The organism is Cupriavidus sp. SIMBA_020 (assembly GCF_046535395.1).
Lineage (GTDB): Bacteria > Pseudomonadota > Gammaproteobacteria > Burkholderiales > Burkholderiaceae > Cupriavidus > Cupriavidus campinensis.
In genome coordinates this window covers 121,997-144,690 of the sequence record NZ_JAWRWU010000011.1, presented here as the reverse complement: position 1 = coordinate 144,690, position 22,694 = coordinate 121,997, and the positions used below count along the sequence as shown (strand labels likewise).

The following is a 22,694-nucleotide window of genomic DNA, read 5'->3' as shown; positions in this document are numbered from 1 at the left end:
TTTTGCCTAGTATGGAATAATCGCCTGCGTTACCCTAGGCGCGAATGGGCTTGAACGGGCGGTCCGGCCTTTTGCTAATTGCCCCGATGGCAACAAATCACCCAGTGAGGAGCGACGTTTGGACCGTCTTCAGTCGATGCAGATCTTTGCCCGCGTGGTGGAGATGCACAGCTTCAGCCGAGCCGCGGAAAGCCTGTCGTTGCCGCCGTCGCGCGTGACGCGCGTGGTGAAGGAGCTGGAGGCGTTTCTCGGCGTGCGACTGCTGCAACGCACCACACGCCATATCAGCCTAACGCCTGACGGCACGCTGTACTACGACCATTGCCGGCGTTTGCTCGCGGAAATCGAAGTGGTCGAGGCGAGCTTTCCCGGCAGTGCAGGCCGTCCGCGTGGGCGCTTGCGCGTGGATATGACGCTGTCGCTCGCGCGGCTGGTTGTGTTTCCGGCCATCAAGGACTTTCAGGCCCGGTTTCCAGACGTGGAGCTCACGCTAAGCGTGTCCGATCGAACGGTCGAACTGGTGCAGGAGGGAATCGATTGCGTGATCCGGGCGGGCACACCAGAGGATTCGCCAACGCTGGTGGCTAAGCGCATCGGCGCCTTCGACTGGGTCACCTGCGCCTCGCCCGAGTACCTTGCCCAACATGGCGTGCCGAAGTCGCTCAAGGATCTGGATAACCATCAGGCGGTGGGGTACCTGTCCACCCGCACCACCCGCACGCTGGATTGGCACTTCGTGGTGGAGGGCGAGGACCGCTTCGTGAGAATGCGCGAACGGCTGATCGTCAACGACACGGACGCATACGTTGCGTGCGCGGTGCAGGGACTGGGGCTGATTCGCGCGGGGAGCTACATGGTGCTGCCCGAACTTATCAGCGGCCGTCTCCGTCGGGTGCTGGCGGAGGTGCCGGCACCGGCGTGCCCGTTGTCGGTGCTGTATCCCAAGAACCGCCATCTGTCGCCGACGGTCAGAGCTTTCGTCGATTGGGTGAGCGGCGTCGTGCAGGAAGCGGAGGCAGGTTGGCGCATCGACGCCGTCAAAGCGTTTACAGGGGCTGTTCGATAATTGATAGCCGTCTTTAAAGGTCAAACGCCAGGCCGCTGCCCGCTTAGCATCTAGGTACTTCACTTCAAAGTGAGCCTCCAGTGACAGTTCAGGGCCGTTCTGAGACCAGAAACGGTCGTCGGCGGCAAGACCTCTGAATGTCGGCTTCTGGCCGGACTCGGGCGATGGCGCCAGGTCTGACCGTTGCCGGAATTTGCCGGGCTGGCTCTGATTCCAACTCTGGGGGTAGTTGTACTTTCGGTGCAAAATCTGGCGCTAGCCAGTAGAGGAACCGTATGCAGCAAGGCTTCGTGGTCGACCGCGCTTTGTGAGATAGGCGCTCTTGCAAACCATTGAATCCGTATGAATTTTTGCTGCCCAACCGCCAGATTTCGCACCAAAAGTACGATCCCCCCATGCGACGCGCGGGATACTGGGGCGGCGTTGTGTCGTGCCTGACTCACAAAGCAAGCGGGATCAAGGAGTGGCATCATCTGCCGGATTCCCAGCGTGCTGCCCAGTTCATATCGAACTGCACCACGCTCCCCAAAAGACCAATCGTTATCAATCGATCATCCCTGGAAGATGGACAAGCTGCTTGCACTGAAGATGTTCGTTGAAACCGTGGACGCGAAGGGCTTCTCCGCTGCGGCAAGACGCCTGGAGCTGGCGACTTCGTCGGTCACGCGCGCGCTCGACGGCCTTGAGACGTCACTTGGAGCGGTGTTGCTGAATCGGTCCACACGGCTCATCACGGTCACGGAAGCCGGTGCAGCCTATTACCAGCAGGCTCGGAAGATTCTTGATGCCGTGGAGGAAGCGGACGCGTTGATCGCGGATCGGGGCGAGGAGCCGGTTGGGCGCTTGCGTGTTTCGCTACCCGTGGCGTTTGGGCGGCGATGCATTGCCCCCTATCTTGGCGACTGGCTCGCGCAGTTTCCGAAACTTGAGGTCGAGGTGACGCTGACCGACGACATCGTGGACCTGATCGGCGAGCGGATTGACCTCTCGGTACGACTGGGCAGTCCGGCGTCTTACGACAGCGTCATCGCGCGGGAGATCGGCCGCTTTCGCCGCCGCGTGGTGGCCAGCCCGGCCTATCTGGAGAGCCAGGGTGTCCCCGCCGAGCCTGGCGAGTTGCTCCATCATCGTTGTCTGCGATTCAGCTATGGCGCGCGGGATCAGGTGTGGACCTTTCGCCAGGATGGCAGTGAGACAACAGTTCCGGTCAATGGTCATTTCCGCAGCAACAACGCGGAGGTATTGCGCGAGATCGCGCTGGCGGGCGGAGGCATCGGCCTGTTGCCGGACTGGCTCGTCGATGACGATATCGACAATCAGCGGCTGACGCCATTGTTTGACGCATGGTCCGTCAATCCTGACCAGACAAGCTCCGCCATCTCTGCACTGTATCTGCCGAACCAGCGCGGCTCGAGGCGGATTGCCGCGTTTCTGACATTCCTGGCGACGTTGCCCGGGCCGACATGCCACCAGGAATGACTTAGGCAAGTGCCGGATAATCGGTGTAACCGACAGCCGTGCCGCCAAAGAATGTCGCCGGATCCGGCGTATTGAGCGCCGCCGAGGTCTTGAGGCGGCGGGGCAGATCGGGATTGGCGATGAACGGCCGTCCGAACGCGACGATGTCGGCGCGCCCGTCGGCAATCGCACGTTCTGCGGAGGCGCCGTCGTAGCCGCCGGCCAGCATCAGCACGCCGTGGAACTCGGCACGCATCCTGCGCATGATGGCATCCCAGCGCGGGTCGGCGGATTCGTCCTTTACCGTACCGACCATCGCCGGCTCCACCAGGTGCAGATAGGCTAGCGACTCGTCGTTGAGGCGGCGCGCGATGTAGGCGAACGTGTCCTCGGGCGTGGCATCACCCATGCCCATGAAGCGGCCCATCGGCGTGAGGCGTACGCCCACGCGCTCCGCGCCGATCTCCGTCGTTACGGCGTCCACCACCTCCAATAGCAGGCGCGCACGGTTCTCGATGCTGCCGCCATAGGCGTCGGTGCGATGGTTGCTTTCAGAGTTGATGAACTGGTCCAGCAGATAGCCATTTCCCGCATGGATCTCCACGCCGTCCATGCCCGCCTCCATGGCATTTCGCGCGGCCAGGCGGTAGTCATGCACGATCGCCGCGATACCCTCCAGGGTCAGCGCCTGCGGGGTTGGGATGTCGCCCCACACGCCGTTCCCGTCGGCGTCGACGATGAACGTCTTGCCGGGCACTGGGAGCGCGCTCGGCGCCACCGGGAGCGCGCCGCCGGGTTGAAACGACGGGTGCGAAACCCGACCAACGTGCCACAGTTGCAGGAAGATCCGGCCACCCTCGGCATGGACGGCGTCCGCCACGGCACGCCAGCCCTCGATCTGCTCGGCGGTGTAGATCCCAGGCGTCCAGGCATAGCCCTGGCCCTGCTGCGAGATCTGGGTGGCCTCGGTAATGATCAATGCCGCCGAGGCACGTTGCCGGTAGTACTCGACATTCATGGCATTGGGCACGTTGCCGGGCTGGACAGCGCGCGAGCGCGTCAATGGCGCCATGGCGACGCGGTGGGTCAGTTTCAACTGCCCGATTGTGATGGGCGAGAACAGATTGGATGTCATGATGATGTCTCTGGTCGAAGAGTGGTTCGAAGAAGAATGCGAGCCGCTCAGCGGCGCGAAGCGAGTGCCATGGCAAGCAGCGAGACCAGCGCAAGACCACTGCCCGTCGCAACGATGCCGGACCAGCCGATATGCGTGTAGAGCGCGCTGGCCACGGCGGATCCCACCGCGCCGCCGGCGAAGATGGCAGTCATGTACAGCGCATTCAGGCGTCCGCGGCTGGTGGCATCGAGCGCATAGATCGCACGCTGGCCCAGTACCATGTTCATCTGCACGGCAAAGTCGAGGACGACGCCGGTCAATGCGAGCCAATAGACGCCGTCCGCGCCACCGACAAGTCCGGGAAGGAAACTGATGACAGCAGCGATCATTGCCAGGTACGAGGCGATGCGCGTATAGCCAGAATCTGCCAGCCGGCCCGCAATCGGTGCCGCCACAGCGCCCAGCGCGCCAACCAGTGCAAAGACGCCAATCTGCGATTGCGTGAGGCCATAGTGGTTGACCAGCTCGAGGGGCGCGGCAGTCCAGAACAGGCTGAACGCGGCGAACAGCAGTGCCTGGTACAGCGAGCGCTGGCGCAGCACCGCGTAGCGCGTGAACAGATGCCACAGGGAAACCAGCAGGCCGCCATAGGTGCCGCGATGCTCGGGCATGCGGCGAGGAATCGTCGCTGCGATGATGGCCACCGTCGCCAGCGTCATCGCGGCGGCGATAAAGAACACCGCACGCCAGCCGAAAGCCTGTGCCAGCAGGCTCGACAATGGCCGGGACAGCAGGATCCCGGAGAGCAGGCCGCCCATGATCGTGCCCACGGTGCGTCCACGCAGCGCTTCGGGCGCAAGGTGCGCCGCCAGCGGAATCAGGATCTGCACGCTCACGGAACTCAGGCCAAGCAATAGCGACACCAGCAGGAACAGTCCTGGCTGGGATGCCGTGGCGGCGCCCACAAGGCTGATGGCGGCGGCCACGCCACTGATCAGAAGCAGGCGCCGGTTCTCGTGCAGATCTGCCAGCGGCACCAGAAAGAACAGACCGACCGCATAGCCGATCTGGGTCAGCGACACGATGACGCTGGCGCTTTGGGCCGACAGACCCACCGTCGGCGCAATCATCTCGATGATGGGCTGGGCGTAGTAAAGGTTGGCAACCAGCACGCCGGCACACAGCGAAAACAGTGCGACCAGCGCGCCAGACATCGGGGCTGACGCCGGCGCGGCGCCCGGCGTGAGGGGAGAGGCTGTGGATTCCATGACGTTGAGGGAAGGGTTGCAATGGGGAGAGCTTAGGCGCCGGAAAGCGCAATTTGAATCACAACGGGGAGCAAATCAGCGTTGCGCGGGATGCAATGACGCACGCGCGCGAAGCGCACGACGCAAGACGGCCAGCACGATCCAGCCGTGCAGCAGGAATAGACTCTCGTTGTCGTTCCTGGCTGCCTCCGGACGGATCCGATCAGGACGATTTCTGCCGGCGTGTGCCGCCGCGATACTCATGGCGCGATCCTGGCCTGCAGGCGCTCGCCGCCCAGCGGCATATCGCGCAATCTCACGCCGGTGGCATCGAACAGTGCGTTGCCGATGGCACCGGCGGTCGGGCCCATCGCGGCTTCCGCCACGCCCAGGAACGGCGCGCCTGGACGATTGATCAGATGCACATTGACCTGCGTGGGCACCGCCGAGAACCGCATGATTGGATAGGTTCCCCAATCGAAACTGCGAATGCCGGTCGTGTCGAAGCGCAACTGCTCATAGAGCGTCCAACTGGCGGATTGCAGGATGCCGCCCTCGATCTGGTTGCGGACACCATCGGGATTCACGATCTGGCCGCAATCGACGGCGACTTCGGCCCGCTCCAGACGTACCTGGCCGGTATCGCGCTCCACCGAGATTTCCACCGCTATCGCCACATAGCCCATCAGGTTCTTGTACTTGCCGAAGGCGAAACCGGTCCCGGTCCCCGGTTTGCGGGCCCGTCGAGGCCAGTCAAATTTCTGTGCCGCGAGCCGGATCACATTCAGGGCACGCGGATCGTCGATGTGCCGCACGCGGAACTGCACCGGGTCCATGCCGGCGGCGTGGGCCAGGTCGTCCATGAATGTCTCGATAGCAAACACATTCATATGGGCGCCCAGCGAACGCATGGCGGAGGTTCGCAGCGGCATCGTCGGCGAGAAGTTGTTGACGATGTGGCGATTAGGCAGACGGTAGAGCGGGATGGCGTTTCGGTCGCCACCGCCTTCCGGCTGGGTCATCGGTACCGATGGCGCTGGCGCAAAGGGCTTCGCCAATTGCGTGGCCGGCAGAAGGCGGCCCGCGTTGACCACACGCTCGTTGTGCGAACTGCTCCAGAGCGCGTAGTCCCAGTCCACGATGGTGCCATCGGCCGAGAGTGAAGCCTTGATCTCGGTGACCATTGCAGGGGTGTAGTGGTCCCAGAGGTTCTCCTGGTCGCGCATCCATTGCACGCGCACCGGCCGCCCCGGTAGCGCGCGTGCCAGGAAAGCGGCATGCGCGGCCACATCGTCCGCGCCGTTGTGGCCATAGCAGCCGGATCCTTCCACGTGGATGCACCGGATCTTGTCCTTGGGCATCGAGAGCATCTCCGCCAGGCCATCGCGCAGCGGATAGACACCCTGCGAATGCGTCCATATGGTCAGCACGCCGTCCTGCATATGGCCCACGGCACAGGACGGCCCGATCGACCCATGCATCAGGTAGCGCTTGGTGTAGGTGGCGTGGAGCGTCTTGGTCGGTGCGGCCATCGGCGTGCGAGCGTCCGCGATGACGATGCCTTCGGTGGCAATCTGTTTGAGCTGCGTGCTTACCTGCTCCGGTTGCGGCAGCGCGCGGCCCTGTCCCCAGCGGCACCCAGCAGATAGCGCACGCTGCGCCTGTACGGCCTGCCATTCGCGATGTGCCACCACCGCCAGCAGGTTGCCATCGCGCACGATGCCGATAACGCCCGGCGTGGCCCGTGCCGCGGCTTCGTCAACGGCCTGCAGCTGCGCGTCGTAGGCTGGAGGCAGCACCACGCGCGCGTGCACCATGCCGGGCATCTTCAGGTCCTGCACATAGCTCGCGCCGCCGCTGACCTTGCCGGGAATGTCGAGCCGGGGCAGCGCCGTGCCGATCACGGTAAAGGAGGCGGGATCCCGCAACGGCGACGTGGGCTTTGCCACGACGTGCAGGTTGACATCGGGGAGCAGGTCGGCAAACGACTTCGAACGGCCGTCGGGCGTCTGTACCCGCGCATTGCGTACCATAAGGACGGCCGGGTCTGTGCGAAGGGTCCGCGCGGCAGCAGCAGTCAGCAGGCCGCGTACCTGTGCGGCGGCGTTGAGCAATGCGCTGCCGCTATCGGCCATCGTATGGCTGCCCGCGGTGAGCCCTTCATCAGGGGAGCGGCCGGTATCGGCGGTCAGGAAGACGATCTTGCCAGGGTCGATCTGCAATTCCTCGGCGGCCACTTGCAGCAGTGCGGTGCGCACCCCCGTGCCGAGTTCCACCTTGCCGGTGTAGACGGTGACGCGATTGTCCGGCGCCACCTTGATCCACGCATCCAGGTACGGATTCGTCTTGAGGCTGCCCGCGAGGGACTCGAAACCCTTGCCCACGCGCACGGCAGCGCCTTCATCGGCCAGCACCATTTCCGCCAGCGCCTGACTGCCCGGTAACAGCGTGAACCCCACCACCAGCGAGCCGGATACCATGAAGGCGCGGCGCGAGGGGTTATCCAGACGTTCGGTGTCGCGACTCATCGCACAGCCTCCGCCGCAGGTTTGCCGACACTGGAAGGCGATGCGCTGACTGATCGAATTGCGGCCAGGATACGCATATGCGTGCCGCAACGGCACAGGTTCGGCTCCATGTGCTTGCGGATTTCGGCATCAGTGGGATGCGGATTGGCTTCCAGCAAGCCCTGCGCTCGCATGATCATTCCAGCGATGCAGTAGCCGCATTGGGCCGCTTGGTGATCGACGAATGCCTTCTGGAGCGGGCCGGGGCGCTCGGCCGTGCCCAGGCTTTCGATGGTCCGCACCGGGCGCTCGCCAACCGCGGCCACCGGCATCAGGCAGGAGAACGTCGGCTTTCCGGCCACCAGTACGGTGCAGGCGCCGCATTGCCCAAGCCCGCAGCCAAACTTCGCGCCATGCAGGTTCAGGTCTTCGCGCAGTGCATAGAGCAGCGGTGTCGAGGGGGCGATGTCGAGCGAGTGGCGAACGCCATTGACGGTGAGTGGAATCATTTCGCTGCGTCTCCCTTTCGGAGTTCGGTCACCGCTTGCGAGACGCTGTCCCACGGCGGCAAACGGGAATAGGTGGCTCGGAGGTAGGCCGCCAGGTCGGCAAGCTGCGCGTCTCCCAAGGCTTCATCGAATGCGGGCATGTAGTGCAGCCGGCGCTCGCCTTGCCACGGAACCCCTTCCAGCATCATCTGGATTGTGTTGCGTGGAGTGGCAGCATGAATAGCGCTGCTCGTCGCCAGGCTGGGGCGGCCGCCAATGCTCTGCATGGGTGACATGTCGCCGTGGCAAGCAGCGCATGCGCCGGCAAACAGCACGCTGCCGCGCTGAATCGACAACTGGTCTGCTGCCGCAGCGCGGGCGGTGCCGGTGTCGGCAGATGTGGGCTTCTGCAGGGAGAACAGATAGGTGGCCATCGCTTCCACGTCGTCCCGCGGTACGGTCGCCAGTTCCTGCGTGACCGGCAGCATGGGTCCGGCAGCGGCGCCGTGTGCGGACGAGATGCCCGTGCGGAGATACGTGACCAGCTGTGCCGGCGTCCATGGCACCGGTCCGTGCGCCAGGCGCGTCAGAGGTGGCGCCTCCCAGCCATCGATCACGCCGCCCTCGAAGGCTTGGCCCCATTTTTCGCCGCCGATGAGGTTCAGCGGCGTATGGCACGCGGCACAGTGGCCAAGCCCGCTCACAAGCTCCCGCCCGCGATTCCACTGCGCACTGCGCGAACCCTCTGGCGTATCGGGGCCGGTGCGCAGGAACAGTACGTTCCAGAACGCGACGAGTGGGCGGAAGTTCAGCGGGAAGATCAGGTCGTTGGGCGGCGTCTTCGCCACTACCGGCTCCCGGCGCATCAGGTACGCATAGGCCGCCGCGATGTCGCCATCGGACATGCGTGTGAAATGGATATATGGGAAGGCGGGATAGAGTTGGTGGCCGTCACGGGCGATGCCGCGACGCATGGCGCGCGTAAAGGCGTCCAACGACCAGGTGCCGATGCCCGTTTCCGGATCCGGTGTGATGTTGGTGGAGTAGAGCGTGCCGAACGGCGTGGCCAACGCCAGGCCCCCGGCAAAGGGCTTGCCGCCGCGAGCGGTATGGCAGACAGCGCAATCGCCGAGTGCCATCACGCGCGCACCACGCAGCGTAAGCTGGCTGTCGAACGAGGACGGCATCGGCGGCTGAATGGGGGCAATGGCCCTCTCCCACATCAGGTATATCGCTACGCCCGCCATCACGACGGCGGCGAGGATCACCATGGGGATCCATCGACGATGAAGTTTCACAGTACGGCCCTCCCGTGCCTTCTTTCTTTCGTTGGTGAAAGCGTAGGCCGTTGTGGGGAGGCGAACAATTGCCGTGTGGTGAGTGTCAGCCTAAACCTTAGTATGGTTGGCCGATCTGGGAGTGTCAGCATAGCAACGCGAGGCGCTCGCGTTGGCACTGCTCGATTATGGTGTTGCTGCTCGCGTGCTGCGGCGCCGGATCTGTCGGTATAGCATGGTCCGCACGGCACTTGGGGCCCGTGCACGGCACGCCCACAAGCGTCTAGAAGTCGCGCGGCAGCCGGATCGACATTGATGCCGCCGACGCAGCGCCACGTGGCGACCATGTCACCAACCTGCGTGGAGGCCTTCTTGAAGCCCTCGGCGCCACCCCCCCAAGCCGCAGCAGAAGCCGAGGGTACGGTATTCGCGGCGGATCATGCGCCCACCTCGCTGGACGCCGTTGCCGGTAGGTCCCGCCGAAACGTCTTGGTGGATAGGTAGAGAACTGGGACCGTTCAATCTTGGTGCGAAACCGAACCTTCTCGAGCCCCGATTCTGCGGGTCGCGTGATACCGTGCGTCCAGAAATGGAGGCACCGATGAACCGACCCTTGCGCTGGATTACTGATCCGCACCGTGGTATGTACATTCATGTTCTTGCCCTCGAGCTCCCGCGGGATGGGCGCGATACCAAAGCGCCTGGGCCGAAGTGGGCTTACCTCGTTGGCGTCAGTCGTTTCAACGTGCCTTCGATCAACATGCGGCACTTTCCCGAATCGGACGATTTTGAGTACTTCACTCAGGAAGCAGCCGAGCAAGCGGCGTTGCACGATGGCAAGCGCGCAATTGATGTGATGGTCGAGTGCGGCTGACGGGCGCATAGTCGTACCCGGCATCACAATTTCTCGTTGCCGCCGCCCGCCTGAGTCGCGGCGCGCAGCTCGTCCAAGCTCTTGCCGGCCCGCGCGCGCCATTCAGCGCCGTGTGGCAGCGCCAGCTGGATCAGCCAGTGCAGCGCGTGCGCCTGCTCTTCCTCGCAGCGTTTCGGGATGTCGGTCCCGGCCGCGCGCAAGGCATGCTCGATGGGCGTGGTGGTGAAGAGCATCAGCCCCAGCACCTCGAGCAGCGCGTCAGCCGGCTCGGTCGGGTAAGGCAGCGTGCCCAGGATATTCCGCAGGATTTGCGGTGATTGGGCTCGTGTTCTCCGCGCCTCGGTCAGCGTGCATGGGTATCCGAAGCGGGGCGGGGTATGCAATCATTCAAACCGCTGAATGAATTTGCTGACGGGATCGGGTTTTGATCCGCTCGGGTGTCCCCGCATCACCTTGCACAGTCAGCGCACGCGGCGTTCCGTGTCAGCGTGCAAGGACACCTCGACCAGTACCATTCCGTCGATGTCTACCTCATACAGCGTACGGCCACAGACCGGGCACGGCGCCTTTGTTGGAACGGTCTCGCCCCGTAGGCCGAGGTGAAACTCAGAAATCTCCACGGTCGTCCCGCAGACGCACTCGATCTCTTCGATGACGTTCATGATCTCCCTCTTGCAGTGGTGTGCTGCGTAGAGGGTAACCCCTGCAGGGCATCCGCGAATCGCCCGAAAGGGCCAGAAGATATTGAGTCATCAGATGTTGAACTGAGGCATCTTCCGTTTTTCCCGGCCAGGCTACTTCATGACCTGGATCCCGCATTGCCCGGCAAGTGTCAGGCCATTTCTTCCGTTTCCTCGGTCACCGTCCTTTTGGCGATCGCGTTATCGGCTTCGGCGCCCATGTCGCCCAGGCCGATGACGACCGTGATATTGGGCATCCAGTCCTTGCGGTCGGTGCTGGCGTCCGCAAACGTGGTCACCGTTGCGGTGTAGCCCTGTGCCTGGAGGTCGTCGGCCAGCCGTTGCGCGCGTGGTTCCACCACTGCCCGCGGATTATCTTCGTTGATGTCTAGTACCAGCGTGGTCTCGAATTCTTCCTTGCCCTTCTGGATCGCTGTCTGCATGGCCTTGAGCTGCTTGTTCGCGAGCGCGACGAGCTTGCTGTACCTGGATTCTTCCTGGCTGGTGCGCAGTGCCTTGGCGGCGTTGATGATTTCGGTGCGGTCCACGAACATGATTGCCTTTCGATGTGAGGAGGGAAATCGGAGACGACGCACGGGCTGGGCTTCGGCAGCCAGTTTTCCGGGTTGCGGCGACTACTGTATAAATATACAGTGTTAGCTGGCTCGCCCGCAAGGGGTAGAGGCGCATCATCTCGTTTTCAGGCGTGCGAGAATTCGCGCATGCATTCCCACGTCAATCGACTGATGAAGACAACCCATCTTTTCCTCGCCGCATTGCTGATCGCCATCGTGTCCTTGGCGGGATGCTCGGACCGCAACGCGTCTTCACAGAAGACGGCAGACACGCCAGCTACGGCCAGCGCACCACGTACCGACGAATGGCTCGGCAAGTGGACCGGCCCCGAAGGCACGTTCCTTGAGTTGGCCGGCGGCCATGGCAAGTACGACGTCAGCGTGCAGAACCTCGATGGTCAGCGCCAATTCGAGGGCCGGTATGCCAACGGCGCGATCGAATTCGAGCGCGACGGGACCAAAGAGGTCATTCGCGCCACCAACGGCGCCGAGACCGGCATGAAATGGCTCGCCGAGAAGAAGAGCTGTCTGACGGTTCGCCAGGGCGAAGGCTACTGCAGGGATTGACCGGACGGCCGCTCGTAGGGCGGGCCTTCCGATCTTGGGCAGCGGCAGTTTTCTCCAGTCGCTCGGCGATGACGTCGCGCACCGCTTGCGATGCACCCATCGTCTCCAGAAGATCCGGGGCGTGGGCCAGGGACACCGCTTTCTTGCCCGCTGCCGTGGCGGTCCGTCTGGGGGATACTGGCCTGATGGAGTGGGCGTGCTGAAGCAACTCCTCAAGCGACAGCGATTCGGCGGCATCCTGGCGCATCCAGGCTGCGAGGCCACTCCATTGAACCTCATCGAGTCGCGTCAGGCCCAGATATCCACAAGCCCAGACTTGATGCTCGTAAAGCGTCTTGTAGCGATGATAGATCGTGCGCAGCGAAGCAATGGTTGGGGTCGGCACGCCGAGCTTCTCGCCGACGTAGCGCAGCAACTGTCGGGGAAGTGTGTTGAGCTGGTCGAGGGTGTGGCCACTTGCGCGCAGAAAGACCAGTTGGATGGCAGCACCGGCGCGCCCTTCAGGTCGAAATTTGTGGTTGATCGCGGCGAGGTCACTATCGGTCAGCGCAAAGTAGTGCTCGACATCAAACTCCGACAAGCGTGTGGGCAAGCTGCTCTTTCCCACATAGAGAGATTCCAAGCCCGGCATCTTCCACCCCCATCCAGGTGACGCGATCCGTAATCGCGGGCGGACATGGTACTCTCTAAGTTACCAGAGGGTAGCAGTCGATTGTCGACAACTGACAGGGGAACCTTATAAACAAAGGCTTGGCGGGGAAACCGCCAGATTTTGCGCGAAAAGTACGACTACCCCTGGAAACGCGTCACGCCTGTTTGCGCAAATCGATGAGCCGATCCCCCAAGGCACCCCGGACCCGCAGACATTGCTGGGAGTCGCACCGAAATGCGGCGTAACGATCGTTAAATGTTTGCCCGGGCTGGTTAGGGTGCAATTGATGTCACAAGGGATGGGACTGCTCGGGAGTCCAGTTCCCTACCTTACGGTTCTGATCGCTTCACGATTAGTCCGGCTCCCAGAGCGAGAGATGCCCCGATCGCTAACGACGCCACGGCAAAGCCGAGCCGCACGTCGGGAGCATCTGCGCCATTGGGCGCGATCGCGAAAAATAGCCCCCCGAAGACGGCTACGCTTACCGCCGCGCTGATCTGCAAGGTACCGTTTACCAAGCCCGAGGCCAGCCCTGCCCAACGGCTATCCACGGGGTCCACGTTCAAGCGGACTAATGCGGGAAGCGCAATACCCTGCCCCGCACCGATCAGAAATAAGGGCGCCGCGAGCCAGGTTGGGGCCTCCGAAAACGCCAGCGCCGCGACCAAGACCAGACCGAGCACCTCGAGGAGCATGCCGAAGGCGGCCGTGCGTACGCCAAAGCGCCGGGCAATGTGCGGGCTGCACAGCGGCCCGAGGAAGAAGCCGATGCCGAGCGGCAGGATCGCCAAGCCGGCTCCCAGCGCATCGTGGCCCAGGCCGGCCTGTTCGTACACAGCGAACACCAGGAAGAACGCGGCGAGCGAATAGAAAAAGAATGTCGATACCAAGCTGCGCCGCAACTCGCGCACGGCCAACAGCGAAGGCAGCACCAACGGCGTCCTGCCGGCGAACGCTTGTGCCTTTTCGTGCTGCCAGAAGACCCACAACAGCGGCGGACTCAGCATCAGCAGCGCCATCGACCACCAAGGCCAGTGGTGCGCACGCCCTTCGATGAGCGGCACTACAAAGGCCAACAACCCAGCCGCCAGCAGCACCGCCCCCGACACATCCAGGCGCACCGAGCTCTCGGCTCTGCTTTCCCGCAGCAGCACCCATGCAGCCGGAACGGCCAGCACGATGATGGGAATGTTGATCAGGAAGACGCTGCGCCATCCCAAGCCCCACGGACTGCTCGAAACCAGGACGCCCCCCAGCAGTTGACCGCCTACGGATGCCAAGCCGAATGTCGCGCCATACAGGCTGAGCGCGCGATTTTTCTCGCTTGCTGGAAAGATGGCGTGTATCGATGCCAATGATTGTGGCGCCATGATCGCAGCCGATATCCCTTGCAATAGCCGGCCCGCGACGAGCATGCCCGGTGATGGCGCCAGGCCGCACCATGCCGAAGCGATGCCAAAGCCGAGCATGCCACTTACGAATACGCGCTTCCGGCCGTACAGATCCCCTAACCGGCCGCCAAGGATCAGCGTGACGGCATAGGCCGCGGCATACACGGAAATCACCAACTGCGAGACGTCCGAAGACGCTTCGAGGCCCGCCCGCATGGCCGGTAACGCCACGTTGACGATGAAGAAATCCAGCGGCGGAAAAAGCGTACCGGTCAAGAGGACAACCAGGGCCAGCCAGCGGCGGGAATCCGGCGCTGACGTCCCACTTGCTTGAGTGAACGTGGTCATGATGTCGGGACTCAGAGCGCGACCGCCCGAAAGCGCCGAGGCGCCAAGGCGGTGTATCGCGGCACGTCGGCCATCACCGCCGAGGCTTCTGGCGAAGCAAATGCGGCTTCGACTGCGCCTTCGTCTCGAAAGACGCACTCACAAAGGGCAACCGTTCCCTCCTGTTCCGGAGCGGGGAATAGTGCGGTCACGCCAAGCAAGCCGTACTGGCTCCACGCCTTCATGACGAACGGCAGGTGAGCCGCAATGTAGTAATCCCGATCAAAGCGGTCTTGTGGGGTGCCGTGATAGGTCACATAGACCACAACGGAGGAAATTGAAGTGTTCATGGCTAACGTTCCAGATATGACGGGTTCGAATTGGTACACAGTCGATCCACAGGGGACATTCCAATACGTGCGCCATGGTCGCACTCACAATATTGTTTGTGGACTGCCAATTCTGTATATTTCCCGTACATTTTTGAACGGATGTACGTAGCATGGAATGGAACGACGTTCGCATCTTCCTGACGGTTGCCCGCGCGCGATCCTTTGGCGAGGCCGCGCGGCGTCTGGACGTCAGCCATCCGACAATCGGTCGCCGCATAAAAGTGCTCGAGGAGGAAGCCCGGCAACCGCTTTTTCGTCGGACCTCCGACGGACTGGTGCTCACCGATGCCGGTGACACCGTGCTGGCGCTGGCGGGATCGATGGAGGAATCCGCGCTGTCCATGGAAAGGCGTCTGGCGGGCAACCACAACCGCCTGGAAGGCATCCTCCGGATTTCGTCCGCGGACTGGTTTGCCGCCTATGTTCTTGCCCCCGTCCTGATCGAGCTGACCCGCCGTCATCCCGCGGTCGTGCCGGAGGTCATTGCAAGCTACCGGTTGCTCGACCTTTCCCGTCGCGAGACGGACGTGGCTTTTCGCATAGTGCCTTTCAGCGAACCGGATATTGTCCAGCGACGCCTGATGCGGATGCCATACGGTCTCTACGCCTCGGCCGACACCGCGCTGACAATGCAGGACGATCCTGCATCAGTAGGGCTCATTCTGATGAATACCGCGCAATCGCACTTTCCCGACGTGGCCTGGCTATTGAACAGGTTTCCACTCTGCCGGCGTGTCTTCACAAGTACGAGCCGAACGGTCCAGGCGCAGATGTGCCTGAGGGGCATGGGAATCGCGGTGCTACCCAGACCGCTTGGCGATGCCTTTCCTGGATTGCAGCGCATTGACACACCGGATCAGCCACCGGCGCGCGATATATGGGTGGGCTACCATCACGACCTGAGGCACATGGAACGCTTGAGGGCAATGCTCGATATCGCCGACATGACACTATCGGATGCCGAAAGCACGACAGGGTGATTATGGCGAGGGCGAACCCGCCGCCACCAGCCTGCTCCGACCTCGCTCTGCTGCCTTGACAACACCACCAACCAACTAGTAGGATGGCCAGCAATATACGACTCCCTACTTTATGACCGAGGACCTCTCCCCCCGAGCCAACGAAATCGCCGAGCACGCCCGGCAGTTGCTCGCTGCGGGCGGCTACAACGGCTTCAGCTATGCGGACCTGTCTCAGCGGGTTCGCATAGGCAAAGCCAGCATCCATCATCACTTCCCCAGCAAAGCCGAACTGGTGTTGACGGTTGTCAGGCTCCACCGTCAGCAATCGATGGAAGGTCTGGCAGCGTTGCAGCAGCATGTGGGTGACGGCCCGCTGGCGCAATTGACGGCTTACGTTGATTACTGGGCGCAGTGCATACGCGATCAGTCACTGGCGATGTGTATTTGCGCGATGCTGGCGGCCGAGTTCCCCATGATTCCGCCCGAAATCGCCGCTGAAGTGCAAGGCTATTTCCAGGACTTGGCGGCATGGATTGCATCGGTTCTGACGCAGGGCGAGACCAAGGGCCAGTTTCGTCTGCAGGCCGGCGCGCTTGTTGAAGCCCAAACGTTCATGTCCACCGTGCACGGCGCCATGCTGACGTCGCGCGCACTAGGTGATCCCGAGGCCTTCGGGACCATTGCCCACACAGCCATTCGTCGACTGAGTATCTGATTGGATCGCCAGGCTGGTTTCAATGCTAGGCGATCCGATTTTTTTGCGCCACACAACCATCCAACTAGTTGATCGTTTTTACTGGGAATCCATCCGATGCCACATCCTCTCTCCACACTTGGCGCTGCCCACACCATCATCAGCCTGGTGCCGTTTGTCGCCGGCCTGTACAGCTTCGTTCGCTATCGCGGCATTGACCCTGCCCGGCGGCGGTCCGGCCGGATCTACCTGGGCGGCGTCGCACTGTCGGTGCTCACGTCGTTCGGCTTATCGAGCACCGGCGGCTTCAATGCCGGCCACGCCTTGGGAATTCTTGCGCTTCTGATAGTTGGCGGCGCGTTGCTCGTCCCCCGACTGTCCTTCCTTGGCAAAGCACGTACGTATCTGGCTCAGCTCGGCTTTTCATTCAGCTTCTTTCTCTTGCTCGTGCCGGGCATCAACGAAACGTTGACTCGCCTGCCCGTCGCACATCCGTTGGCCACCGGCCCTGCCTCCCCGGTAGTGCGTGGTGCTCTGGCGGCGTGGTTAGGAATCTTTGTGCTGGGGGCCACTTTGCAGCTACTGTGGATGCGTTCCGAACGCAGAACCTAGACAGACAAGCACGGGATCGGTCGCCCCGAGGTAATCGTATCAACCGTAACGCCATCGGTGACATCGATTGGTCATTCGATAACTTACGCGCGTTAGTGCGAACGAGACGCGACAGGCAAACCGCAGATCGAGCGCGCGACAATCTTTGAAGGAACTACCTTGACGGTACATCCAAAGATAATCGATGGCGGTAACGGCGGGAACGTCAGCTTGGCCGCCGTCAACACCCGCCTGAAGAAGATACAGCACATCGACCAAGATGGATGCTACATCGAGCTTCCGGATGTCGAGGGTTCGAGCAACGATAACAACTATGATCGAGCAAACCAAAAGGTGGAAGCTTTGTCCGTCGCGTCTTCGAACGGGGTGAACTTCAAGGTGCCGGTCAAGTTGCCCTAACGCAGATGACTCCGGCACTGAAGCGCGCCGGGCCCATCCTGATGGACGGCGATTCAGTCACTTGCCGGTGCCGGCAATGTAGTAGGCGCTCTTGGATCAGCAACTGCTTTCCAGCATCGCGTTCAGCAAAAATTCCGACTTCGCGTATCGAGTGCTCCAAGTATCGGCGAGAGATCCACCGCGTGTTGGGCCACGAGGTGTGCGGCGGCCGGGACCTCGCCCGCCCTGATCTACTTCGTCTGCTGTGGCGTCAGCCGGCTGGCACGCTTCAACGTGACGGCGGAAACGCTGGCCGAAGGCACTCCGATTCCGACCAGTGTGGTCCTGACCGGCATCCTCGCCTGGTGTGCCGCCGCCGGCCGCATGGGCGACGCCCTGCCTGCCGGCTCGTGGCTGATCGGTCCGGGCACCTCCCACCCGATGGCGCTGCTGTTCGTCCTGAGCGGCTCACTGATGATCAGCAAGACGCTGCGGATTCCGAAGTTCTAGGCCTGCTTACTGGCTGCCCGATGCCTCGGCGTCGGGCAGCCAATTTCCCGCTTTGGCCCTACTGCGCGGCGTCCGCCGCCTGGAGCAGCGCATCTCGGTGGGTTTCCAGGAACTGGTCGATGCCCGCAGAGCGCTGGCCGGTCAGACTCCCGAAATCACCGCTCGTCTCCGCCATGGCCCGTTTGGCCAGCCCCTGCTCGATATACAGGAGCAGCCGCGCCATCGGCTCCGCCACGCCGTCTTCCAGCAATGCCTTCAGCATGGCCTCCGGCGTGAATTCCAGCACCTTGATGGAAGCGCCGAGCACCGCGTTTGCCGTCTCCGCCAGCTCCAGCGGCGTCACGGCTTGCGGGCCGGTGAGCTGATACACCGGTCGGCCATCCCCTTCCCCCCGCAGCGCCGCCGCGGCGGCCACGGCGCAGTCGTCCCGGGCGATCCAGGCCACGCCGGCGTGGCGGTCAAGCGTACGCAGCACGCCTGTCGCCATCGACCGAGGCAGCGTCGTCAGCAACATCTCCGCGTACCACGCGTTGCGCAGGGCGGTAGCGCCACCGGTGGCGCAGAGGGTGGCCTCGGTTTCCACGTGGTCGGCCGCTAGCGCCGCCAGCGGGCCGTCTGCGGTGGCGAGGAAGGAGGTGTAGACGATATGCCTGACGCCGGCCTGCCGGGCGGCATCAATCGCGTGGCGCTGCCGGGCCACGCGGAGCGGGCCGGCCGTCTCGGCCGGCAGGCTAGTCAGCAGCATCCGCGCAGCGCCGGCGAAGGCGTCGGGGAGGCCATCGGGCTGGCTGAAGTCGGCGGCGCGCAGCGTCATGCCGGGGCTGAGATCCGCGACGCGCGCGGGCGTGCGCGTGGTGCCGATCAGGGGGAGGGTGGTGGCGTGAAGCAGGGTGGTGGCCATCCGGTGGCCGAGATGGCCGGACACGCCGGTAACGAGCAGCGATGCAGCTTGCATGACATTTCCTTGTTTCCGTGCACACGCCCGGGGCACGGGCGCGCGAAAGCGGCGCGGCCCTCAGGTTGGGCGCGCCATGCAGGTTCTCGATGAACGATCAGCGGGAAACAGGAAGGGCGGGTGTCATGGACGGCATGATAGTGCAAGGCGCGCCTGCCGTGTTGTGAAGTTGCCGGGCCTTCGGCGGGGATTCAATCGGTGCTCGACTCTGGGTAGTCTGGCGGCTCGCAGGCATCATCGCGTCAGAACACCGCGGCAACGACAACCAAGAGAATCGGCGATGCAAGACAAGACTGTGCAACGTATTTCCCGGGCCCGGCTGGAACGGGTCGAGCAATTCCTCGATATCACCTACGTGGCGAGCGGCAAGCTGCCCGGCACGCTGCTCCAGGCGTGGCGGCGCGGCGAAGTCGTGCCGAATTCGGTGCTGGGCACGTCCACCTCGAAGTCCGCATAGATGCCATCGTTGGACACCATATGCGTAAGCCTGTTTTCAGCCCCACAATGTTTCCATCGCGCGCTCCGAGCCGCGATGGCCCATTCCTCACCTGCGCTCTGACGCAGGCGCTTTTTTGTGGTTAGAAAAGCCCCTCGTCGACACACGCCATGCGGGTGACAGCGACGGCGAGAGAGCTGTTCCGACTCGACCTCGACTCAATCAACTTCCAGCGCAATTAGTGATCGCAGCGATTGCAACCTCTGGATTGCTGCGCCGTCAGATTGCTGCCGCTGGACGTGCGCATCATGTGTATTTTCGAGCGCAGGGCCGAGCGAAATCAGCAATGGCTGAGACCAGCGTCAGGAATGAGTCGGCTTCTGTCAGGGTGACCTGACATGGCGGGGATAAAGTGCCCGGATGTCTAGCAGGCGAAGAGCGTGGGAATCGGCGATTTGCTCAGCAGCGTGTCGGCGACCCTGCCTAGGACGAGATCGCTCATGGCGCGGCGTCCGTATTCCCCACAGACGAGGAGGTCGGCCTTGCGGCGCGCGGCCAATTCCAGCAGGGCGTCGCCCACACTGCCGGATGGATGGACGATCATTTCCGTCAGCGTCGCTTTCACGCCATGGCGGGAAAGCCAGCTCATCGCGTAGCTTGGCGGCGCGACACCCGGGTGGCGCCCCAGGCCGTCAGGCGGGCAGGATACGAGGTTCACGCGCTGGGCGAGCAGGAGAAAGGGTAGTGCGCTCCGCAGCGCCATGGCCGATCCACGGGTGCCGCTCCACGCCACCATGGCCGATGCATAGGGCCACGGTGCCGCGGCAATCTTGCCGCCGGCGGGGAGGACCAGCACCGGCGGGCCCGTGCCCACGATCGTCAATTCAATGAACCGCCGTGTGGCAGATGCGCCGACCTCACCTGGCGCCGGCTGGCCCACGATGATGAGATCTGCCAGCCGGCCTTCACAATGCATGGCATCGATAGGCGTGCCTTCCCCGACACGCCAGTCCACCGCCACGGGCAGGTGCTCCGTGGCGGTGTCAAAGGCCAGCCTCGCCGCATCACAGTTGGCCGAGAGGTCGGCTGCGATGGCGCTTCCCACGTGTTTTCCATTGTGGTGGCGATCGGTCCCGGCGTAACGGCCCGATGAGCACCGTCCTTGACGGGTGAAGCAATACGTGTGGGGCTGGTACGGTCAGGCGTGGGCGACGTCGGTGGGCTGCAGTTCAGCGGCGACGGCCCAGGGCAGCAGTTCATCGACCCGGTTGATCGGATGATCGGCGATGTGGTTCAGCACGTGGCGGAGGTACGCCTCAGGGTTGAGGCCATTGAGCTTTGCGGTGCCGATGAGGGTGTACATCGCGGCGGCACGTTCGCCGCCGCTATCAGCGCCTGCGAACAAGAAGTTTTTGCGGCCTAAGGCAACGGCGCGCAACGCGCGCTCCGCGCTGTTGTTGTCGATCTCCAGACGCCCATCGTTGGCGTAGCGCGTGAACGCCTCCCAACGCTTGAGCGTGTAGAGGATGGCCGCCGTGGTATCTGACTTGCGCGAGAGCTTGCCCGCCGTCTCCTCCAGCCAGGTCTTGAGCGTCGCGAGTCGCGGTACAGCCTCGCGTTGCCGGATCTCCCGGCGCAGGTCTGGTGGCTGCCCTCGGATCTCGCGCTCGATGTCATAGAGTTCGCCGATGCGCGCCAACGCCTGCTCGGTGACGGCATTGGGGCGCACCGCATGCAACTCGTGGAACTTGCGTCTGGCGTGCGCCCAGCAAGCGGCTTCTTGCACTCGCCCCGTTTCATAGACCGCGTTGAAGCCAGCGTACGCATCGGCTTGCAAGGTCCCGGCGAAGGATCGGAGATGGTGTTGTGGATGTTCGCCCTTGCGGTCGGGCGAGTAGGCGAACCACACTGCGGGTGGCGCGACATCGGCCGATGGCCGGTCATCACGCACATAGGTCCACAGCCGTGCCGTCTTCGTCTTTCCATTGCCCGGCGCCAGTACGGGGATCGGCGTATCGTCGCCATGCACCTTGTTGCCCCCATCACATAGCGTTGGACGGCGGCCACCAGCGGGCTGAGCAATGCCGAGCAGCCTCCGACCCAGTCGCCCAGTGTCGACTCGGGCAGATCGATCCCTTCACGCTCCCAGCGAACGCGCTGACGATACAGCGGCTGGTGGTCGCAGAACTTTGAGACGAGGATGTTGGCCAGCAATCCTGGTCCGGGGATGCCGCGGTCGATAGGACGGCTGGGCGCGGGCGCCTGCACGATGCGATCGCAGCCAGTGCAGGCGAGCTTCACGCGGCGATGTCGGATGACACGTAGTTTCGCCGGCACGAGTTCGAGCTGCTCTGAGACGTCCTCACCCAAGACCTTGAAGGCGCCGCCACATGCGCAACACGTGATCTCTGCTGGCGCGTGAACGACGTCATCACGCTCCAGGTGCGCCGGTATCGGATTGCGTCCAACGTTGCCATGGACAGTGCGCGCGCGAGGCGCGCTTGCCGCGGCGACGCCTTCATCCGTCTGCAGTTCTTCAAGCTTGAGTTCGAGCTGCTCGATCTGCCGGTCCAGCTTCTCAGACCTGTGGCCGTACTGCTGGCGCTTGAGCTTGGCAATCAGCAGCTTGAGGTGTTCGATCTCGATCGCATGATCGCGCAGTGCGCTGTCACGCGCGATGATCATCGCCTTCAATGTGGCGATGTCATCGGGAAGCGTCGCGGGATCTGTCTGCATGCCCAGCAGTGTAGGAAGCAACGCATCTGTTTACAAGGCGAGCGTCGGGCGCCAGGTGCGTTCCGGCTTGCGCCAGTCGATGCCTTCGAGCAGCATCGATAGCTGTGCGGGCGTGAGGTAGACCTTGCCGCTGTCAGCCTGCGGCCAGACGAAGCGGCCGCGCTCCAGGCGCTTGGCCAGCAGGCAGAGCCCGTCTCCACTCCACCACAAGACCTTGATGAGGTCGCCGCGCCGGCCGCGGAAGACAAAGACGTGCCCGCTGTATGGGTCTTCGGACAGCGTGGTCCGGGCCTTGGCCACCAACCCGTTGAAGCCGCAGCGCATGTCGGTGATCCCCGCAGCCACCCACAAACGTGTTCCCACTGGCAAGCCGATCATCGTAGTGCCTCGATGAGCTCGCGCAGACCGTCCACGCCGACATCGTGCAACACAATCCTGCCCCTGGGCAGATGAAGCTCAACGGTCGTTATCGTTCCAGACGACGCTCGTTGCGAGGGGGAAGTGGCCGTCGGCGCGATGCACACCGGAACGAACTCCACGGCCGCCTGGGCAATCGGTCCATACGCGCCTTGTTCGTACTCGCGCCGCCATCTGGCCAGTTGATTGTGGTTAAGGCCGTGCTCGCGCGCGAAACGCGCCAGTGACATCGGCGACGACAGCAGCGCCTGCACTATCTGGCATTTGTACTCCGCCGAGAAGCGGCGCCTTGGCTCCCGGCGATAACCACCTTCCTGATCCTTAGCAGCCTCTGACATAGGTCCCCACTTATCGATAGGTGGGGACCTATTGTGCT

General features: G+C 63.1%; 24 protein-coding genes and 2 pseudogenes. 10 read left to right on the top strand and 16 right to left on the bottom strand.

Going from position 1 to position 22,694, the window contains the following annotated elements:
* Positions 1-118 precede the first annotated feature (118 nt).
* Positions 119-1,066 carry a LysR family transcriptional regulator gene (locus tag SB751_RS20625; RefSeq protein WP_410748453.1) on the top strand — a complete coding sequence of 316 codons (948 nt, stop codon included), beginning with the start codon at positions 119-121 and terminating at the stop codon, positions 1,064-1,066.
* 564 nt (positions 1,067-1,630) lie between these two features.
* The gene (locus tag SB751_RS20620; protein WP_410748452.1) at positions 1,631-2,545 is read left to right on the top strand and encodes a LysR family transcriptional regulator; all 915 of its coding nucleotides are present in this window, start codon (positions 1,631-1,633) and stop codon (positions 2,543-2,545) included.
* Between the two features lies 1 nt (position 2,546).
* Here the strand turns inward: SB751_RS20620 and SB751_RS20615 are convergent, their stop codons facing one another.
* From SB751_RS20615 to SB751_RS20595, 5 genes are all read right to left on the bottom strand, one after another.
* Positions 2,547-3,659: an alkene reductase gene (locus SB751_RS20615; RefSeq protein WP_410748451.1), complete on the bottom strand. Its 1,113-nt coding sequence runs from the start codon at positions 3,657-3,659 to the stop codon at positions 2,547-2,549.
* A gap of 47 nt (positions 3,660-3,706) precedes the next feature.
* A complete protein-coding gene (locus SB751_RS20610; RefSeq protein WP_410748450.1) occupies positions 3,707-4,909 on the bottom strand; it encodes an MFS transporter in 1,203 nt (400 codons plus the stop codon).
* A gap of 239 nt (positions 4,910-5,148) precedes the next feature.
* Positions 5,149-7,416: a molybdopterin cofactor-binding domain-containing protein gene (locus tag SB751_RS20605; RefSeq protein ID WP_410748449.1), complete on the bottom strand. Its 2,268-nt coding sequence runs from the start codon at positions 7,414-7,416 to the stop codon at positions 5,149-5,151.
* Positions 7,413-7,904, bottom strand: a complete 492-nt coding sequence (locus SB751_RS20600; RefSeq protein ID WP_410748448.1) for a (2Fe-2S)-binding protein — start codon at positions 7,902-7,904, stop codon at positions 7,413-7,415. Before SB751_RS20600 ends, SB751_RS20605 begins: the two co-directional genes overlap by 4 nt.
* The gene (locus tag SB751_RS20595) at positions 7,901-9,181 is read right to left on the bottom strand and encodes a c-type cytochrome (protein WP_410748447.1); all 1,281 of its coding nucleotides are present in this window, start codon (positions 9,179-9,181) and stop codon (positions 7,901-7,903) included. The genes SB751_RS20600 and SB751_RS20595 overlap by 4 nt, the downstream gene beginning before the upstream one ends.
* Before the next feature lie 580 nt (positions 9,182-9,761).
* On the opposite strand from SB751_RS20595, the gene SB751_RS20590 reads away from it, so the two are divergent.
* Positions 9,762-10,034 carry a hypothetical protein gene (locus tag SB751_RS20590; protein WP_410748446.1) on the top strand — a complete coding sequence of 91 codons (273 nt, stop codon included), beginning with the start codon at positions 9,762-9,764 and terminating at the stop codon, positions 10,032-10,034.
* A 23-nt stretch (positions 10,035-10,057) separates the two neighbouring features.
* On the opposite strand, the gene SB751_RS20585 is transcribed toward SB751_RS20590, so the two are convergent.
* The 3 genes from SB751_RS20585 to SB751_RS20575 form a co-directional block, all read right to left on the bottom strand.
* Positions 10,058-10,417 carry a hypothetical protein gene (locus tag SB751_RS20585; RefSeq protein ID WP_410748445.1) on the bottom strand — a complete coding sequence of 120 codons (360 nt, stop codon included), beginning with the start codon at positions 10,415-10,417 and terminating at the stop codon, positions 10,058-10,060.
* Positions 10,418-10,495: 78 nt separating this feature from the next.
* Positions 10,496-10,696: a hypothetical protein gene (locus SB751_RS20580; protein ID WP_410748444.1), complete on the bottom strand. Its 201-nt coding sequence runs from the start codon at positions 10,694-10,696 to the stop codon at positions 10,496-10,498.
* A gap of 170 nt (positions 10,697-10,866) precedes the next feature.
* Positions 10,867-11,268 carry a hypothetical protein gene (locus SB751_RS20575; protein WP_410748443.1) on the bottom strand — a complete coding sequence of 134 codons (402 nt, stop codon included), beginning with the start codon at positions 11,266-11,268 and terminating at the stop codon, positions 10,867-10,869.
* Positions 11,269-11,436: 168 nt separating this feature from the next.
* Here SB751_RS20575 and SB751_RS20570 point away from each other — a divergent pair, with 168 nt between their 5' ends.
* Positions 11,437-11,856 carry a hypothetical protein gene (locus tag SB751_RS20570; protein WP_410748442.1) on the top strand — a complete coding sequence of 140 codons (420 nt, stop codon included), beginning with the start codon at positions 11,437-11,439 and terminating at the stop codon, positions 11,854-11,856.
* Here SB751_RS20570 and SB751_RS20565 read toward each other — a convergent pair.
* The 3 genes from SB751_RS20565 to SB751_RS20555 all read right to left on the bottom strand — a co-directional run bounded on the left by SB751_RS20565 (position 11,756) and on the right by SB751_RS20555 (position 14,576).
* Positions 11,756-12,478 (bottom strand): DUF4158 domain-containing protein, encoded by a 723-nt coding sequence (locus SB751_RS20565; RefSeq protein WP_410748441.1) that lies wholly within the window; start codon positions 12,476-12,478, stop codon positions 11,756-11,758. The genes SB751_RS20570 and SB751_RS20565 overlap by 101 nt on opposite strands.
* A 359-nt stretch (positions 12,479-12,837) precedes the next feature.
* Positions 12,838-14,247: an MFS transporter gene (locus SB751_RS20560; protein ID WP_410748440.1), complete on the bottom strand. Its 1,410-nt coding sequence runs from the start codon at positions 14,245-14,247 to the stop codon at positions 12,838-12,840.
* Positions 14,248-14,258: 11 nt separating this feature from the next.
* Entirely contained in the window at positions 14,259-14,576 is a 318-nt protein-coding gene (locus tag SB751_RS20555; RefSeq protein WP_410748439.1) for an EthD family reductase, read from the bottom strand.
* 152 nt (positions 14,577-14,728) lie between these two features.
* Here SB751_RS20555 and SB751_RS20550 point away from each other — a divergent pair, with 152 nt between their 5' ends.
* From SB751_RS20550 to SB751_RS20530, 5 genes and pseudogenes are all read left to right on the top strand, one after another.
* Positions 14,729-15,598: a LysR family transcriptional regulator gene (locus SB751_RS20550; RefSeq protein ID WP_410748438.1), complete on the top strand. Its 870-nt coding sequence runs from the start codon at positions 14,729-14,731 to the stop codon at positions 15,596-15,598.
* A gap of 112 nt (positions 15,599-15,710) precedes the next feature.
* Positions 15,711-16,295 (top strand): TetR/AcrR family transcriptional regulator, encoded by a 585-nt coding sequence (locus SB751_RS20545; RefSeq protein ID WP_410748437.1) that lies wholly within the window; start codon positions 15,711-15,713, stop codon positions 16,293-16,295.
* Between the two features lie 96 nt (positions 16,296-16,391).
* Positions 16,392-16,886, top strand: a complete 495-nt coding sequence (locus SB751_RS20540; RefSeq protein ID WP_410748436.1) for a hypothetical protein — start codon at positions 16,392-16,394, stop codon at positions 16,884-16,886.
* Between the two features lie 159 nt (positions 16,887-17,045).
* A complete protein-coding gene (locus tag SB751_RS20535) occupies positions 17,046-17,285 on the top strand; it encodes a hypothetical protein (RefSeq protein ID WP_410748435.1) in 240 nt (79 codons plus the stop codon).
* A 222-nt stretch (positions 17,286-17,507) separates the two neighbouring features.
* Positions 17,508-17,774 (top strand): annotated as a pseudogene (locus SB751_RS20530) (CDP-diacylglycerol--serine O-phosphatidyltransferase); the annotation flags it as partial.
* A gap of 58 nt (positions 17,775-17,832) precedes the next feature.
* On the opposite strand, the gene SB751_RS20525 reads toward SB751_RS20530, so the two are convergent.
* A complete protein-coding gene (locus SB751_RS20525) occupies positions 17,833-18,729 on the bottom strand; it encodes an NAD(P)H-binding protein (protein ID WP_410748434.1) in 897 nt (298 codons plus the stop codon).
* 280 nt (positions 18,730-19,009) lie between these two features.
* Here SB751_RS20525 and SB751_RS20520 point away from each other — a divergent pair, with 280 nt between their 5' ends.
* A complete protein-coding gene (locus SB751_RS20520; protein ID WP_410748433.1) occupies positions 19,010-19,186 on the top strand; it encodes a hypothetical protein in 177 nt (58 codons plus the stop codon).
* A gap of 403 nt (positions 19,187-19,589) precedes the next feature.
* On the opposite strand, the gene SB751_RS20515 is transcribed toward SB751_RS20520, so the two are convergent.
* The 4 genes and pseudogenes from SB751_RS20515 to tnpA form a co-directional block, all read right to left on the bottom strand.
* A complete protein-coding gene (locus SB751_RS20515) occupies positions 19,590-20,270 on the bottom strand; it encodes a universal stress protein (RefSeq protein ID WP_410748432.1) in 681 nt (226 codons plus the stop codon).
* Between the two features lie 93 nt (positions 20,271-20,363).
* Positions 20,364-21,901 (bottom strand): annotated as a pseudogene (gene tnpC / locus SB751_RS20510) (IS66 family transposase).
* Between the two features lie 30 nt (positions 21,902-21,931).
* On the bottom strand, positions 21,932-22,279 hold the full coding sequence (gene tnpB, locus SB751_RS20505) for an IS66 family insertion sequence element accessory protein TnpB (RefSeq protein WP_410748431.1): 348 nt from the start codon (positions 22,277-22,279) through the stop codon (positions 21,932-21,934).
* Positions 22,276-22,656 carry an IS66-like element accessory protein TnpA gene (gene tnpA / locus SB751_RS20500; RefSeq protein ID WP_410748430.1) on the bottom strand — a complete coding sequence of 127 codons (381 nt, stop codon included), beginning with the start codon at positions 22,654-22,656 and terminating at the stop codon, positions 22,276-22,278. Before tnpA ends, tnpB begins: the two co-directional genes overlap by 4 nt.
* Positions 22,657-22,694 lie beyond the last annotated feature (38 nt).

What these genes read in the sequence shown, in the direction of transcription:
- SB751_RS20620 (WP_410748452.1), top strand. Translation starts at nt 1,631, where the DNA reads ATGGACAAGCTGCTTGCACTGAAGATGTTCGTTGAAACCGTGGACGCG.
- SB751_RS20615 (WP_410748451.1), bottom strand. Translation starts at nt 3,659, where the DNA reads ATGACATCCAATCTGTTCTCGCCCATCACAATCGGGCAGTTGAAACTG.
- SB751_RS20610 (WP_410748450.1), bottom strand. Translation starts at nt 4,909, where the DNA reads ATGGAATCCACAGCCTCTCCCCTCACGCCGGGCGCCGCGCCGGCGTCA.
- SB751_RS20605 (WP_410748449.1), bottom strand. Translation starts at nt 7,416, where the DNA reads ATGAGTCGCGACACCGAACGTCTGGATAACCCCTCGCGCCGCGCCTTC.
- SB751_RS20600 (WP_410748448.1), bottom strand. Translation starts at nt 7,904, where the DNA reads ATGATTCCACTCACCGTCAATGGCGTTCGCCACTCGCTCGACATCGCC.
- SB751_RS20590 (WP_410748446.1), top strand. Translation starts at nt 9,762, where the DNA reads ATGAACCGACCCTTGCGCTGGATTACTGATCCGCACCGTGGTATGTAC.
- SB751_RS20580 (WP_410748444.1), bottom strand. Translation starts at nt 10,696, where the DNA reads ATGAACGTCATCGAAGAGATCGAGTGCGTCTGCGGGACGACCGTGGAG.
- SB751_RS20575 (WP_410748443.1), bottom strand. Translation starts at nt 11,268, where the DNA reads ATGTTCGTGGACCGCACCGAAATCATCAACGCCGCCAAGGCACTGCGC.
- SB751_RS20570 (WP_410748442.1), top strand. Translation starts at nt 11,437, where the DNA reads ATGCATTCCCACGTCAATCGACTGATGAAGACAACCCATCTTTTCCTC.
- SB751_RS20560 (WP_410748440.1), bottom strand. Translation starts at nt 14,247, where the DNA reads ATGACCACGTTCACTCAAGCAAGTGGGACGTCAGCGCCGGATTCCCGC.
- SB751_RS20555 (WP_410748439.1), bottom strand. Translation starts at nt 14,576, where the DNA reads ATGAACACTTCAATTTCCTCCGTTGTGGTCTATGTGACCTATCACGGC.
- SB751_RS20550 (WP_410748438.1), top strand. Translation starts at nt 14,729, where the DNA reads ATGGAATGGAACGACGTTCGCATCTTCCTGACGGTTGCCCGCGCGCGA.
- SB751_RS20545 (WP_410748437.1), top strand. Translation starts at nt 15,711, where the DNA reads ATGACCGAGGACCTCTCCCCCCGAGCCAACGAAATCGCCGAGCACGCC.
- SB751_RS20540 (WP_410748436.1), top strand. Translation starts at nt 16,392, where the DNA reads ATGCCACATCCTCTCTCCACACTTGGCGCTGCCCACACCATCATCAGC.
- SB751_RS20525 (WP_410748434.1), bottom strand. Translation starts at nt 18,729, where the DNA reads ATGCAAGCTGCATCGCTGCTCGTTACCGGCGTGTCCGGCCATCTCGGC.
- SB751_RS20520 (WP_410748433.1), top strand. Translation starts at nt 19,010, where the DNA reads ATGCAAGACAAGACTGTGCAACGTATTTCCCGGGCCCGGCTGGAACGG.
- tnpB (WP_410748431.1), bottom strand. Translation starts at nt 22,279, where the DNA reads ATGATCGGCTTGCCAGTGGGAACACGTTTGTGGGTGGCTGCGGGGATC.
- tnpA (WP_410748430.1), bottom strand. Translation starts at nt 22,656, where the DNA reads ATGTCAGAGGCTGCTAAGGATCAGGAAGGTGGTTATCGCCGGGAGCCA.